Origin of the sequence: Lascolabacillus sp., from assembly GCF_028696275.1 — a bacterium.
Lineage (GTDB): Bacteria > Bacteroidota > Bacteroidia > Bacteroidales > Dysgonomonadaceae > Proteiniphilum > Proteiniphilum massiliensis.
This window is the reverse complement of the sequence record NZ_JAQVHI010000014.1, coordinates 1-15,530: the sequence shown is the minus strand read 5'-3', so window position 1 is coordinate 15,530 and position 15,530 is coordinate 1. Positions and strand designations below refer to the sequence as shown.

Here is a 15,530-nt window from a genome sequence, read left to right as displayed (position 1 = left end):
AGTTACTCTTTCTTGAATTCAAGGTAAATAACTATGTGTACATCTTTTCCTATACCTGCAGCATCAGGGTCATATGCAACATTGTAATCAAGACGATTAATGGTGTTCTTGGCAGTAAAACCAATAACTTCAGAACCATTCTGACCTTTAACTGAACCACCGTAGTCCACGTCGAAAGTAACATCTTTTGTTACATCTTTTATCTGAAGTTTTCCGTTAAGTTTGTACTTATTATCTGAAACTTTCTCAATAGAGGTGCTTTCGAATGACATTGAAGGAAATTTTTCAACCTCAAAGAAATCTGCACTGCGTAAATGATCATCACGCATTTTAACACCGGTGTTTACACTTGCCACATCTACATTAAAGAAGATACGCGCTTGTTCTGCATTATCCATACTACCGATAATACCACCATCGAATTTCTCGAATTTACCACTAACAAAGGTGATCCCACTATGTTTTACTTTGAAATTTACCGAAGTATGGGCCGGGTCAACCTTATATTGAGACTGGGCTAGTAAGCTAAAGCCCGTTATTACTGCTACAAATAATAGTAATACTTTTTTCATATACATAATTTTTTTGATTTATATTTGCACTCATTTAACATTTAAAGATAGTTGTTTGTTCACTGATTATAAGTTATGAAAGATTATTTGCGAAAAAGCTATATCTTTGCATAAACAAAACTTATAATTGGTTGTTTGGGATTGTATGGAGAATATTATTGTTCGCCAATATAATATAAAGTGGTTTCTTTAAAACTATAATTAAAATGCAAGAACTAGATCAAGATCAAATATTAACTGAATTAACCACCCAGGACTATAAATATGGTTTCACCACAGATGTCGAAACCTATGTTATTGATAAAGGGCTGGATGAGGATGTTATTAGACATATTTCAGAGCAGAAGGAAGAACCAGAATGGTTACTTGAATTCAGATTAAAATCATATCGTCACTGGCTTACAATGGAGATGCCCGACTGGGCACACCTGAATATTCCTGAAATAGACTATCAGGACATGATTTATTATGCTGATCCTTCAAAAAAGAAAAATCCTAAGAGCTTGGATGAAGTGGATCCTGAACTTCTGAAAACGTTCGAGCGTCTGGGTATCCCGCTGGAAGAGCAAAAAATGCTTACTGGCGTTGCTGTGGATGCAGTAATGGATAGTGTATCTATAAAAACTACCTTTAAAGAGGTGCTGGCTGAAAAAGGAATTATTTTCTGTTCGTTCAGCGAAGCTGTAAAACATCATCCTGACCTGGTAAGAAAATATCTGGGTAGTGTGGTTCCTTATAAAGATAACTTTTTTGGTGCACTTAATTCTGCTGTATTCAGCGATGGTTCTTTTGTTTATATTCCCAAGGGTGTTCGCTGTCCGATGGAGTTGTCAACATATTTCCGTATAAATACTGCAAATACAGGGCAATTTGAACGTACACTTATTATTGCTGATGATGACTCATACGTTAGCTACCTTGAGGGCTGTACAGCTCCTATGAGGGATGAAAACCAGCTGCATGCGGCTATTGTGGAGATTATCGCACTTGATAATGCCGAGGTGAAATATTCAACTGTGCAGAACTGGTATCCGGGAGATAAAGACGGAAATGGTGGTGTATATAATTTCGTAACTAAGAGAGGTATCTGTAAGGGTGTAAATTCAAAGATTTCATGGACGCAGGTTGAAACAGGATCAGCAATTACTTGGAAATATCCTTCATGTATACTTGCAGGAGACAATTCAGTTGGAGAATTCTACTCTGTTGCAGTTACAAATAACTACCAGCAAGCTGATACCGGTACCAAAATGATTCATATCGGAAAAAATACACGAAGCAGAATCGTTTCTAAAGGTATTTCAGCAGGTCATAGTCAGAATAGTTATCGAGGACTGGTTAAGGTGACTAAGAAGGCTGAAAATGCTCGCAATCACTCGCAATGCGATAGTTTACTGCTTACTGATCACTGCGGTGCCCACACTTTCCCATATACGGATATTCAGCACCCAAGTGCTGTTCTTGAGCATGAGGCTACTACCTCAAAGATAAGTGAAGATCAGATTTTCTACTGCAACCAGAGAGGTTTGGGCGAAGAAGAGGCTATTGGCCTTATCGTTAACGGTTATGTAAAAGAGGTGGTTAATAAACTACCTATGGAGTTTGCCGTTGAAGCTCAAAAGTTATTGCAGATATCACTTGAAGGTAGTGTTGGATAATCAGGAGAGATAATTTCCTTTAATTTATAAACATACAGTTAAAACCCTATGGACTGGATTACCAGTTAATAGGGTTTTTTCCGTTTGCTATAAGATATTTGTTTGCTGTGCTGAAATGTCTGTTTCCGAAGAAACCTCTATGAGCAGAAAGCGGCGAAGGGTGTGGTGATGTTAATATTAGATGCCTATTCGCATCAATTGATGCCCCTTTTCGCTGTGCATATGATCCCCAAAGCATAAAAACCAAATGGTCCGATCCTCTGGATAATTTATTGATTACAGCATCTGTAAACACTTCCCAGCCTCTGTTCTGATGAGATCCTGCCTGATGTGCTCTTACAGTAAGAGTAGCATTAAGCAAAAGTACTCCCTGTTTTGCCCACCTCTCCAGATTGCCTGAATATGGAATCTCGATACCTAAATCATCACGTATCTCCTTGTAAATATTTATAAGTGAAGGGGGAATCTTTATCCCATCATTTACAGAAAAAGATAATCCATGAGCCTGACCCGGGGCATGATAGGGATCCTGACCAACAATTACCACTTTTACCTCATTAAATGGGCAAGAATCAAAGGCATTAAATATTAATTTAGCAGGAGGATAAACAGTAGTTGAACTATATTCCTTCCTGACAAATTCGGTTAATCGTTGAAAATAAGGTTTGTCAAATTCTTCTTTTAACTGTTCTCCCCAGCTTTTTTCAATTCTTACTTGCATGAACAAAAATGATTCTATATCAGGAACACGCCTCTTTTACGTGCCTCTTCTTTCATTTCCTGAGGCCAAATACTTGACTGTATTTCACCTATATGTGCCTTGCGAAGGTAATACATACATAAACGTGACTGACCAATACCACCTCCTATCGACAATGGAAGTTCATTGTTCATCAATCGTTTATGGAAGTAGAGTGAAAGTCGGTTTTCCTGTCCAAGTGATTTCAGCTGTCTCTCAAGCGATTCAGCATTTACCCTGATACCCATGGAAGAAAGTTCAACAGCTTTCTTTAAAACAGGATTCCAAACAAGAAGATCACCATTTAAACCTTTATAACCATCATCGTTAATTGTGCTCCAGTCATCATAATCAGCAGCACGTCCATCATGTGGCTTTCCGTTTGAAAGTGGTGCTCCAATACCTATAATAAATACAGCACCATACTCCTTTGTAATGGCATCTTCACGCTCTTTTTCATTCAATTTGGGATACTTTTGAAGCAACTCCTCTGAATGAATAAAGGTTATTTCTGAAGGTAGCTGTGGTGTAATAGATGGGAACAGTTCATAAACCAGATATTCAGTGCGAAGCATTGCTGCGTATATCCTTCTGACAACCTGCTTCAGGTATGCAATATTTCTGTCTTTTTCACCAATTACAAGCTCCCAGTCCCACTGATCAACATAAAGTGAGTGGATATTATCAAGTTCTTCATCCGCACGGATTGCGTTCATATCCGTATAAATCCCAAAACCTTCCTCTATTTCATAGTCGGCTAATGTTAGCCTTTTCCACTTAGCAAGTGAATGAACGATTTCTGCACTTTTATCATCCATATCTTTAATGGGAAAGCGAACAGGACGTTCAATTCCATTAAGATCATCGTTTATACCAGTTCCACTTTCTACAAAAAGAGGAGCAGTTACACGACGCAACCTTAATTCTGAGGAGAGGTTTACCTGAAAAAAATCTTTTATATTCTTTATGCCCAGTTCGGTCTGCTTTAGATTAAGAATCGGAGCATAGTCAATTGGGATGTGCAAATTTGGCATAGCCTGTATTGTCATATTGTTGAAAAATGTCTGATTTGATGAACAAAGATACAATATATTTTCATTTTGTCAAACAGATCACTAAACAATAATACAATTTGATAGTATTTTAGTTAATATTGAATCACTTATAACAAAGTTTGAAGTTTTATATGCGCATTTGACCAACAAGGTCTGCAACTGATGTAATTCGATGTCTGTCAAGATATTCTTCTATACCTTCTATTATTTTTACTGATGCTGTTGGATCTATAAAATTGTATGTACCTACCTGAATTGCTGTTGATCCTGCTAATATAAACTCAATTGCATCCTGCCAGTTGCTAATACCACCCATTCCAATAATAGGGATCTTTACAGCATTATATACTTCCCAAACCATTCTCACTGCTATTGGTCTAATGCATGGTCCTGATAAACCTCCGGTTATTGTTGACAGTTTTGGCTTTTTGCTCTCAATATCAATAGCCATTCCAAGAAAAGTATTCACAAGCGAAACAGAATCAGCTCCTGCACCTTCAACAGCCAGGGCAATTTCACTTATACTGGTTACATTAGGAGATAACTTAACAATCAAGGTTTTGGGAAATACGTCTCGAACTGCACGGGTAACCTTTGCAGCTGACTCACATGAGACCCCAAAAGACATTCCTCCCTCTTTTACATTTGGGCATGAAATGTTTAACTCAATTGCAGGCATTTTATCCAGATCTGCAAGTTTTTCCGCAGTGGTTACATAATCTTCAATTGTAGAACCTGAAACATTTACGATGATATTAGTGTCATAATCTTTAATTTCAGGATAAAGATGGTTTATGAAGTAGTCGACACCCTTGTTTTGAAGGCCAACCGCATTTAGCATTCCTGAAGGCGTTTCAGCCATTCTGGGATAATCATTACCCTGTCGTGGTTCAAGTGTTGTGCCTTTAACAAAAATCCCTCCCAGAGCTCCTAAATCAATAAAATCTTTGTACTCTGTTCCATATCCAAATGTACCCGATGCTGTTGTCACCGGATTTTTGAATTTCAGATCACCTATTTGTACTTCTAATCCAGCCATGTTAATTCTTTTATATTGAAAACGGGACCTTCTGTGCATGTGCAAATGTTGCCTCTAACTGTTTTTTCTATACAGCAGAGACAGGCTCCAAAGCCACAGGCCATGAGGTTTTCTAATGAAGCTTCGCACTCAATTCCTTTGCTGACGGCATATTTTGCTACGGCTACCATCATTGGTTTGGGTCCGCATGTATATATAAAATCAAATTTATTGTTTTGTAATATAGTGTGATCGGTAACAAACCCTATTTCACCAAATGAACCATCTTCGGTTGTACAGTAAACATTCCCATATTTCTCAAAATCAGTTATCTGCAAAATATCCGATGCAGTTCGTCCACCCAAAAGGAAATTGACATTGTAACCCTTTTCTGAAAGTTTTTTACCAAGAAAAAGCATTGGAGCAGTACCAACTCCTCCTCCTATAAGCAGTGTAGTGCATTTTTCTTCCGGAATTGTGAATGAATTACCCAAAGGAAATATAAGGTTCATTATATCACCAGTAGATGACTTGCAAATTTTTTCCGTACCTTCTCCAACTCGTTTAACCAATAACCACAACTCGTTATTAGCTAAATCGACATTGTTTATTGAAACTGGTCTTCTCAGGAATACATTTGGTGAGTTTTTGACAAGGATCTGCACAAACTGACCCGGAAACATCTCCGGCATTGGCTCATTGTTAGCCGGAACAACTTTTATCAGATGATTTTGGTCGTTTAGTGGTTCATTGGAGCAGACAATAAAATCGAGTACCTTCATCGTAAATTATATATTATTCATCACAAAAGTACATCTTAATTTTTAATTCAGCAATGTTGAGAATGTTTAGTAAATAGTATTAGTTAGTTACAAATCATGTCCGAACCGAGTACTAATCTAACCGTAAATAGTTATAAAGAAAGTACATACAAAGTATGATCTTAGTAACTGAAAAGTTCCTACCAACTCCTGAACATCCTCATGATTGTATAAGTTATTTAAGGAGCTGGTAAGAACCAGGTAAGAAGCAGGTAAGATTTAATCACCTGAATGATATGGAATATTTGTAAGTTTATCTATTTCTTTTCAGGGATGATCCATAGATAAACATTTCTGCCATCAATGGTTATGCTCTTATCCGGCTCCCAGTCACCCATATTGAAAGCGTGAGAAACAACACGGCTTCCGGGTTTCATTTCTGCCAGAATCTTGGGCTTCAGTTTGAGATTTACGTCAGGGAGCAGATAGAGAGTTAAAACATCTGCTTTGCTAAAATCGAAGTTAAACAGATCTCCTTCGTGGAATGTTACCTTATCTGTTACTTTTGCTTCAACTGCATTGGCATTTGCTTCTTCAATCCTTTCGGGATTTAGATCAACACCTATACCGGTTGCACCAAATTTTTTAGCGGCAGTTATAACTATGCGGCCATCTCCACAACCTAAATCATAAACAACTTCTCCCTTTTTTACATCAGCAAGCTCCAGCATGCCGTCTACTACTTCCTGGGGTGTTGGTACATAGGGAACATCCAATACGAGCTGTTGTGCATTTAACTGCATACCACCCAATACTAAAAAAGAAATAAACAGGTAATTGATTAGCTTCATACTTTTTTATTTTAGAGTTATAAGGGGTTATATACTTTATATTTTACTTGATAGTAGTTAAGCTGATTTTATTGATATATTTGATAAACAGATGTTTGATCTAATATGTTCTGTATGATGTTAGTTTTTTTGTTTTCTTATTCTGAAGAATAGAGAGAAAATCCAGCCGGAAAGCAGAATTGCAACACCAATTAATGAACCTATGCCTGTGTAGGTCAGACTTGAATATAGCATGTAGGCACAAAAAATGATGAAAATGGCTGGTGTAATTGGATATAGTGGAACCTTAAAGGGTCTTGTTGTGTGTGGATATTTCTTTCTTAGGATGAAAAGACTCATTCCGGTAAATAAAAAGAAAAACCAGAAAACGGGTGCGGTGAAGTCTACCATCGATTCAAAACCTCTTCGTGTGAATGCGCCTAATATTACCAGGGCAATTGATATTATTCCCTGTAGTATTAGAGAGTTTATGGGAGCAGACTTCTGACCGTTCCATTTCCCAAGGAATGAGAGTGTTTTGAAATCTTTGCCGAGTGCATAGTTAGCTCGTGCTCCTGTAAATATTGTTGTGTTTATAGAAGAGAGGGCTGAAAATATTACAAGCGTGCCAATTAGAATAACCCCTTTTTCGCCAATTGTTGCTCTCATCATATCAACACCTACTGCATCTGAAGAGGAGATGCCATCTAAGCCCAAAATTCGTAGAAATGCCATATTAATGAGCAGATATATAGATGTTATTATGACTATGCTGACGATCAGAACAAGCGCCATATTCTTGCTTCCGGTTTTTAACTCGGAAGATATGTAAGCAGCTTCATTCCATCCTCCAAATGTAAGTAAAACGAATATCAATGCTAAACTGACTGAGGCTGTTGGGGATATAGCTGATTGAGTTTGCAGTTCGTTTAAAGCAATTGTTTCTGCTGGTGTTCCAAACAGACCTGCGGAGACAATAATCAGTATGCCAATAACCTGTAACGATAAAAGAAATTTTTGTACTCCTGTTCCAAATTGAATTCCAAGAATATTGAATAGTGTAAGGATAAAAATAATGATAATGGAGTAATAGGTAGAGGAGTAAATGCCAAGGGAAAACAGTTGTGTAAGATAATCACCTGCTATATAGGCTAGAATTGCGATGGAACCGGTTTGTGTTATTGTTGCTCTGGACCATGCAAACAGGAATGAGAAATCTTTACCATATGCAAGCTTCAGAAAATGATAATCTCCTCCGGCATTTGGAAATGTACTGCTTAATTCGGAATAACATAATGCTCCAATCAGGGAGATTAATCCTCCTAAAACCCAAACCATTAAAAACCAAAAATCATCTGGGGAATTTGATGCTACTACAGAGGGGGTTCTGAAAATGCCTGCTCCTACAACAATTCCAATAATAAGGACAATAGCATCTATTAATCTTAAAGTAGGCTTTGGGGCTGAATTGGTATCAAACATAATGATTTTAGTTTTAATTGGTACTCAAGTAAAGACCCTAAAATCAAAGATATTAAATATAAAGCCAACTATTTCTCTTATTTCTTATTGTTTAACGTTTTTATACTATTCTTTTAAAAATGATAAAGAAAGAAAATATATTTAGTATGGATTAAATCTCTCGAAAGTGTTATCGTTATAATAAATAATTATCTGAGTAATTTTTTTTTCAGGCTTTGAAACAGATGCAACCTGTTTATTTTCTGTATGTTGAGTGCTGACTTCCTGGTTGTTTAAGCTCGTATCCTCGTGATTTTCTGCGCTTCTCTTACTTTCACCCGGAAATATTTCACGCTGATTGAATAAATCGGGCTCTTTACGAATTGATTCAGGATCTATTCCATTTTTATACATGTTGCCTGTACCATTAATTAGCCATTCAGGATTAATGTAATCTAAATCTCCCAGAATTTTAGTTACTACGTCGAGACTAGGGTTGTTTCTGCCATTTAATATATGAGAGATAACAGCTCTGTTAATACCTAACATGTCGGCAAATTTAGCCGGAGTAAGGTTCTCTTTTTCCATTATAAGTCTAATTCGATCTTTCATGTTGAATACTCAATTAAATTAACCCGATACATTAGCCTACTATTTACAACAAATGTTGAGTCACAAATGTAAAAAACTTTATTTACAAATGAAAACCATTGATGTATATATTTGTAAATTACATTTGGTGACCTTTGTGGATACATTTGTAATAATAGTGCTGAATCAAGTCAAATTACTATATAAAATAGATTAAACTAAAAGTTGCTATTTAAATTATATTGAACTGATATATAGATATTTAATCATATAAAATGTGGTTATTTTAACTTAATAAACAGAGGTATGATCTGTTTAGGTTACAAATATGATCCTTTAATCTACATTACATCTATATATCACTGATATTTAGTATTATTTGCATCATAAAACAATCCTGCAACAGTATGTTAAAACGATAAATATATAATTGTATTGACTCTACACAAACATAAATTCCACTAGCTAAAACATTTGTAACTTATGTCAAGTATACATATGTTACTATACTTTTTAAGCAAATGTAAATTATAAATGTAAATTATTTAAACAATTTTATATGGATATAGAAATATTAAACGCGGGATTATTTACATATCAATTAAAATACAATCGTTGAATTAATATTGTTTACTTGACCTTCCAGACCGTTAACTTCATTTCCTGGCCATAGATCAAAAAAAATAATTTCCTGGCTTAAATAATGAACAGATTTAAGTTTATACTGTTTAATCATAGTCAAGCAACTAAAACTAAAACATTTAATATATTATTCATATGAAACTTTCTATAAGACCTTGGCTTGTGCTGTTACTTACTTTCGTAGCTCTACAATGCGTAGGGCAAAACAAGCAGAATCAGAATAATAGTAAAAACAGTAATATGCAAACAACACAAACATTTCATGATTTCACTGTAAAGGATATTGATGGTAAAGAATTCGACCTTGCCTCTTTGAAAGGAAAGAAGGTATTAGTAGTGAATGTAGCTTCAAAATGTGGACTCACTCCTCAGTATGAAGATTTGCAGGCACTATATGATAAGTATAAAGATAGAAACTTTACTGTAATAGGTTTTCCTGCGAATAATTTTGCCGGACAAGAGCCTGGCACGAATGCTCAGATTAAGGAGTTTTGCACTTTAAATTATGGAGTAACTTTTCCAATGATGGATAAAATAAGCGTTAAAGGTAAAGACCAGGCTCCGGTGTATAATTGGCTTACACATAAATCTGAAAATGGTAAGATTGATCAGGAAGTAACCTGGAACTTTCAGAAGTTTATGATTGATGAAGAGGGTAATCTTGTTGATGTTGTGCAACCTAAAGAAAGCCCAATGAGTGAGAAAATCATTAAGTGGATTACCGGAGGATAATCAATGCATTATCTTATAAATAAGTACTTTCAGCAGCTCACCATGAGTTGCTGAAATGTTATCTATACCCTTAGAAGCAGCATCAACAGTTCTTAGCTCAGAGATGATATTCATTACCTTTGTCGCATTATAATTTCTAATCCCATCCATATAATCACGTGCGAAAAATGAGGATCTTATGTTTAATGCTGCCATAACAGAGACTTCATCTTTCTTTGGTAACCAAAAGCATTCAAGTAAATTACTGAAATAATTGAATAGCACTGCAACAGTGGCCATAATTGGGTTTTCCTTTGGATTTTTACTGAAATAGTCAACTATCCTGCTTGCCGATGCTATATCTTTCTTGGCGACCGCCTTCACCAGCTCGAAATTATTGTAATCCTTGCTTATGCCTACATTCCTCTCGATCATTTCGGCAGTAATTCGTCTGTGTGTAGACTCCGGAGGCAGTGATACCTCAAGTTTTTGGAGCTGCGGTATGAGCTTACTAATATCATTTCCTACAAAGTCAGAAAGCATTTGAGCCGACTTACCATCTATGCCTATATCTCTTGTTTTAAGATAAGTGGTAATAAAGCCCGGTATTTGGTTGTCATATAATTTTTTAGACTCAAACACTACTCCTACCTTGTCTATTTTTTTTATTATTGCCTTACGCTTATCTACGGTTCCATGCTTATAACTGATAACCAAAATTGTTGTTGGCATTGGATTATTAGCGTAGACTTCGAGCAACTCAAACTTATCCAGATTTTGTGCCTCTTTAATGATAATAAGCTGATATTCAGCCATCATCGGGAAGCGTCGGGCTGAAGCAATTATCTCGTTAACATCAGAATCCACACCATAAAATATCTGCATATTGAAGTCCTTTTCAGACTCAGTAAGCACGGTATCAGACAGCAGATCAGTCAGTTCATCAATAAAATATGACTCATCACCCATAAAAAGATATATGGGTTTAAAACGCCGGTTAACTATATCATTTTTAATTGCTTCGTAACTATTCTTTGATGATGGAGCTGCCATTTATATATTTAGTATAATTATGTATGGATTAATAATATGAAAAAATGATCTTTATAAGGGCTGATTAATCACCAATCAAACCTTAGATGTTTAATAGTGGAACTGTTATGAATTATAGATGAAAGAGACTTTATACCAATCTTAACATGCTCTTCCACAAACTTTTCTGTAACTAGTTTATCACTCTCCTCTGTTTTAACACCACTGGAAATCAGGGGTTGATCTGATACAAGAAGCAGAGCTCCGGTTGAAATATGATTTGCAAAACCACATGTAAATAGAGTAGCTGTCTCCATATCCACAGCTAAAACCCTGATTTGTCTCAGATAGCTTTTAAACTCATCATCATATTCCCATACACGCCTGTTGGTTGTATAAACTGTACCAGTCCAGTAATCTCTGCCAAAGTCTCTAATATTTGAAGATACCGCACGCATAAGGCTAAATGCCGGAAGAGATGGAACCTCGGGAGGGAAATAGTCATTTGATGTACCCTCACCTCTGATTCCAGCAATTGGTAATATATAATCACCAAGTTCACTGCTTGCTTTAAGTCCGCCACATTTGCCCAGAAACAGTACTGCAGTAGGTGCAACTGCACTTAACAAATCCATTATCGTGGCAGCATTAGCACTACCCATACCAAAATTGATAATAGTTATACCTTCTGCCGAAGCATTTGGCATATTAGCATTAGCACCTACTATTGGAACATTAAAATGTTCAGCAAATATTTCCACATATTTTTGAAAATTGGTAAGCAGGATATATTTTGTAAAATCTTTCAATGGTCTACTCGTATATCTTGGTAGCCAATTCTCCACAATTTCCTGTTTTGTTCTCATAAAAAAAGTCTATTTTTGTCTTCCGCAAATCCCATTTGAAGCAAAGATACAATATGTACTCATTAAACTTACCAACATACGAAGCAAAAATAAGAAAAAACAGTAACGGATTAGAAATATTTGATCCATTGCGTCGTAAGTATATTGCTCTTACCCCTGAAGAATGGGTGCGTCAGCATTTTATCAACTATCTGATTAATTATAAAAATTATCCTGCTTCTTTAATGGCTAATGAAGCAGGGATAAAGCTCAATTCTCTAACACGCAGATGCGATACTGTAGTATATAATAATCAGTTAGAGCCTTTAATGATAATCGAGTACAAAGAGTCAAAAGTACAAATCACACAAAATGTATTTGATCAGGTAGTAAGATATAACACAGTTCTGAAAGTTCCTTATATTGTAGTATCCAATGGTATTTCACACTACTGCTGCAGAATGAATTATGAAGATCAATCATTCGAATACCTTACAGATATACCTGAATATCAAAGTCTGCGATAATTTCCTATGAATTGAATAAATATTTCAATCGTTGTTCAATTGAATATAAACCACTATTCAACCGTATTTCAATAACTTTCGTCAACTGATGGGAAATCTGAAGATTTAACATCTTCGATATAACTCTGTACAGCTTCAATTATAACGTCATACAAGTTAGCATAACGTCTAAGAAATTTAGGTGAGAATCCTTTATTCAGACCAAGCATATCATGCATAACTAAAACCTGACCATCAACGAAAGGACCTGCACCTATACCTATGGTTGGTATATTTAATTCTTCGGTTACTTTTTTTGCCAATTCTGTCGGTATTTTCTCTAAAACAACACTACAACATCCGGTCTCTTCGAGCAGTTTAGCATCGCTAATAAGTTTATCAGCCTCTGCACTATCTTTCGCTCTAAGAGCATATGAACCATATTTATTAATAGATTGAGGCATTAGTCCTAAATGTCCCATAATGGGAATACCAGTAGCCAAAATAGCTCTTACAGAATCGATTATCTCTACTCCACCCTCAAGTTTAAGGCAGTCAGCTCCTGTCTCACGCATTATCCTTACAGCATTTGTAACAGCTTCCTGCGTACTTGCATGATAACTGCCGAAAGGCATATCTACAACCACCATAGCTTTTTCTACTCCGTTTGTAACAGATTTTCCGTGATGTATCATCTGATCAACAGTCATTGGCAGAGTAGTTGCATTCCCCACCATTACGTTAGAAGCAGAATCACCCACTAATATTACATCCATCCCGGCTTTATCAATTATTGAAGCCATTGAGTAGTCATATGCAGTAAGCATGGAAATTTTTTCACCATTTTGCTTCATTTCAAGAAGTCGGTGAGTAGTTACTTTCTTTCTATTTTCATTCGAGAGGTACCCCTTTTGCTGAGACATTTCTTATAAAAATTTTTGACTTAATTAAATTTGATATGCAAAGTTAATCCTTTTTGTCGAAATAAGATAAAAAGAAAGCCGGGAACTAATCCCGGCTAACTTATGATATATTCAATTTATTACTTAAAACTTATACCCAAGAGTAATCAAACCTCTGAATGAATTGTTTTTCAATTCAAATGGATTTGCGTCGATCACAAGCTCAGTTCTGTTATCTGTATATAGATTTGGGAATGGATACAAGTCATCCGTTTGAGTCTTGTATACTAAAGCAAAATCAAGAAAGAAACTCTGGTTGAATCTATAACCGATTCCTCCTGTGAAATAGTTAGCATCACCCTCCATCCTGTATACAGTGTTAGAATTTGGAATAAAGGCATCCCCACTCTCTTTAAACTCTGTTTCGTATGGATTTTGAATCCAGGCATAACCTAATCTGCCGTAGAACTTAGGTGTAAAACGATACTCTGTACCAACTTTTACGGTAGATGCATTCTTGAAATCAGTTGATATATAACCGTTATCAACCTCATACCAGTCTTCATCATCCATTGAATTTGAAGGTATCATCAACTTCATCTTACTATAGTCAACCATCTCATAATCAACACTAAGTATGAATCTATTCCCTAAGACAGCTGCAGCACTTGCTACAATCTTTCCCGGAGTTCTAAGATCATAATCATTAGAAAATCGTCTTGAGTTGGTTGTACCCTTTTCGTAATTGGGGTCAGAAACATATGCACCCATATTATCCTCTAATTCAGCCTCATAAGTTTCTGTCATTGCATAATATGTAGGCGTATGATATGAGATTCCAAATCGTAATTGATTAACTGGTCTGTAAATAGCTCCAATCTTGGCACTAACACCTGCACCATCAGTTGTCAGCCAGTTAGTCAACCTATAAGAACCATCTGTATAATCTTCCCAGAAGTCAGATGTCAGACGATAAGTTATATCTTTAATAGAAAGCGAAAGTCCAAGATTCAATACATTATTTATTGTCGTTCCTACTGTAAAATCATAATTATCGATATATCCACTCTCACGTGTTTTAATCTCGTTTCCTATTGCACCTGGGGTATTTAACGGAGTATAATAGTAACCCTGTGCATCCTGATGATCATCAATTAACCATGAGTTATAACCCAACACAGTTAACCAAGGCTGTGATTCGAAAGGATCTGGCAAATCATCTCCCATATATAAATTTGTTGGATTTATGCCCGTACTCCTGTCAGCTATATAATCGAGCATAGAATTACCCGGTACTCCTACAGCATCAACATTTTTATTAAATGATTTAAGTTTATTATAAGAAAATCCGAAGTTAATATGAGGCATAATATCATTTCTCAATGGAAAGTAACCTACAAAACCAAGGTTATCCATATTGAAATTACTCTTTTTTGCATCATAATTACCTACAGAAGAGCCTTCAATTGATAAGTTAACTGTTCCGACAACTTCTGAACTTCTGTATACAGCTATTCCGGCTGGGTTAATATTAACGCCGGTAAGATCACCTCCTAATGCCCCAAAAGCTCCACCCATAGCCATAGATCTGGCAGTTCCATAAAGATCTTCTCTGGAAAATCTCAATGCATCAACTTCACCTTGTGCAGACAATGGTAGAGACAATATAAGCATAGAAGCCAATATGTACGTGATTTTTTTCATATTTATAATATTATATTGAAATTATCTTCTTCCACCACTTGAGCGACTACTGCTGCTACTGCTTGAGCTACCACTTGAACTTCTACTACTGCTACCACCAAATGATCCACTGCTTGAAGAACTTCTGCTTGGAGTGGAGATTGTAGAACTTCTATTTGTGCTTGAACTCCTTTGTGGAGTTGAGTAGGTGCTTCTATTCGGAGTAGTATTACTGCTCCTTTGGTAAGTAGAACTATTTCTTGTTGGAGAGGTTGTAGAACTTCTCTGATATGTTGTGCTGCTGCCCGAGCGAGTAGGCTGAGTTGCTCTGTTTACAGAACTTGATCTAGTAGATGTTGCAGTACGATCAACTACACGTCCTGTTCTTGAATCAATTGCTCTGCCTGAGCTGTCAATAATTCTAGTTCTTGTAGTGTTGGTAGAACTTCTGCCTGATACAGCTGAACGAGTGCTTGAAGCTGTACTTCCTCCAGATAGAGCTGAGCGTGTTGCGGTTCTGCTTG

At 36.2% G+C, this 15,530-nt stretch carries 15 protein-coding genes and 1 pseudogene; 3 read left to right on the top strand and 13 right to left on the bottom strand.

Translation table 11 applies throughout. The features are described from left to right. Positions 1 to 2: 2 nt before the first annotated feature. Positions 3 to 572, bottom strand: coding sequence for a YceI family protein (locus tag PHO43_RS05300; RefSeq protein WP_045089562.1), 570 nt, complete (start codon positions 570 to 572; stop codon positions 3 to 5). Between the two features lie 206 nt (positions 573 to 778). Between PHO43_RS05300 and sufB the strand changes: the two genes are divergently transcribed. After that, positions 779 to 2,230 (top strand): Fe-S cluster assembly protein SufB, encoded by a 1,452-nt coding sequence (gene sufB, locus PHO43_RS05295; protein WP_053826310.1) that lies wholly within the window; start codon positions 779 to 781, stop codon positions 2,228 to 2,230. Positions 2,231 to 2,288: 58 nt separating this feature from the next. On the opposite strand, the gene ung is transcribed toward sufB, so the two are convergent. From ung to PHO43_RS05260, 7 genes are all read right to left on the bottom strand, one after another. Continuing rightward, on the bottom strand, positions 2,289 to 2,951 hold the full coding sequence (ung, locus tag PHO43_RS05290) for a uracil-DNA glycosylase (RefSeq protein ID WP_288008981.1): 663 nt from the start codon (positions 2,949 to 2,951) through the stop codon (positions 2,289 to 2,291). 14 nt (positions 2,952 to 2,965) lie between these two features. Beyond that, a complete protein-coding gene (asnA, locus tag PHO43_RS05285) occupies positions 2,966 to 4,003 on the bottom strand; it encodes an aspartate--ammonia ligase (RefSeq protein ID WP_045090879.1) in 1,038 nt (345 codons plus the stop codon). A 148-nt stretch (positions 4,004 to 4,151) separates the two neighbouring features. Next, entirely contained in the window at positions 4,152 to 5,063 is a 912-nt protein-coding gene (locus tag PHO43_RS05280; RefSeq protein WP_288011535.1) for a dihydroorotate dehydrogenase, read from the bottom strand. Next, a complete protein-coding gene (locus tag PHO43_RS05275) occupies positions 5,051 to 5,824 on the bottom strand; it encodes a dihydroorotate dehydrogenase electron transfer subunit (RefSeq protein WP_045089566.1) in 774 nt (257 codons plus the stop codon). Before PHO43_RS05275 ends, PHO43_RS05280 begins: the two co-directional genes overlap by 13 nt. 296 nt (positions 5,825 to 6,120) lie before the next feature. Continuing rightward, positions 6,121 to 6,654, bottom strand: coding sequence for an SAM-dependent methyltransferase (locus PHO43_RS05270; protein WP_045089567.1), 534 nt, complete (start codon positions 6,652 to 6,654; stop codon positions 6,121 to 6,123). 120 nt (positions 6,655 to 6,774) lie between these two features. Further along, positions 6,775 to 8,115 (bottom strand): APC family permease, encoded by a 1,341-nt coding sequence (locus PHO43_RS05265; protein WP_288011533.1) that lies wholly within the window; start codon positions 8,113 to 8,115, stop codon positions 6,775 to 6,777. Between the two features lie 141 nt (positions 8,116 to 8,256). After that, positions 8,257 to 8,706, bottom strand: coding sequence for a helix-turn-helix domain-containing protein (locus PHO43_RS05260; protein WP_074010706.1), 450 nt, complete (start codon positions 8,704 to 8,706; stop codon positions 8,257 to 8,259). An 861-nt stretch (positions 8,707 to 9,567) separates the two neighbouring features. Between PHO43_RS05260 and PHO43_RS05255 the strand changes: the two genes are divergently transcribed. Next, a complete protein-coding gene (locus PHO43_RS05255; RefSeq protein WP_045090880.1) occupies positions 9,568 to 10,059 on the top strand; it encodes a glutathione peroxidase in 492 nt (163 codons plus the stop codon). Here the strand turns inward: PHO43_RS05255 and holA are convergent, their stop codons facing one another. Beyond that, complete coding sequence (holA, locus tag PHO43_RS05250; protein ID WP_288011530.1) at positions 10,060 to 11,091, bottom strand: DNA polymerase III subunit delta; 1,032 nt, start codon at positions 11,089 to 11,091, stop codon at positions 10,060 to 10,062. Between the two features lie 68 nt (positions 11,092 to 11,159). Next, positions 11,160 to 11,936, bottom strand: a complete 777-nt coding sequence (locus tag PHO43_RS05245; RefSeq protein WP_045089571.1) for an AMP nucleosidase — start codon at positions 11,934 to 11,936, stop codon at positions 11,160 to 11,162. A 53-nt stretch (positions 11,937 to 11,989) separates the two neighbouring features. Here PHO43_RS05245 and PHO43_RS05240 point away from each other — a divergent pair, with 53 nt between their 5' ends. Then, positions 11,990 to 12,442 (top strand): type I restriction enzyme HsdR N-terminal domain-containing protein, encoded by a 453-nt coding sequence (locus PHO43_RS05240; RefSeq protein ID WP_288008972.1) that lies wholly within the window; start codon positions 11,990 to 11,992, stop codon positions 12,440 to 12,442. A gap of 68 nt (positions 12,443 to 12,510) precedes the next feature. Here the strand turns inward: PHO43_RS05240 and panB are convergent, their stop codons facing one another. The 3 genes and pseudogenes from panB to PHO43_RS05225 all read right to left on the bottom strand — a co-directional run. Further along, positions 12,511 to 13,344: a 3-methyl-2-oxobutanoate hydroxymethyltransferase gene (gene panB, locus PHO43_RS05235; protein WP_288008971.1), complete on the bottom strand. Its 834-nt coding sequence runs from the start codon at positions 13,342 to 13,344 to the stop codon at positions 12,511 to 12,513. Positions 13,345 to 13,467: 123 nt separating this feature from the next. Next, the gene (locus tag PHO43_RS05230; protein WP_288008969.1) at positions 13,468 to 15,027 is read right to left on the bottom strand and encodes an OmpP1/FadL family transporter; all 1,560 of its coding nucleotides are present in this window, start codon (positions 15,025 to 15,027) and stop codon (positions 13,468 to 13,470) included. Between the two features lie 21 nt (positions 15,028 to 15,048). After that, positions 15,049 to 15,530: pseudogene (locus PHO43_RS05225) on the bottom strand (hypothetical protein); the annotation flags it as partial.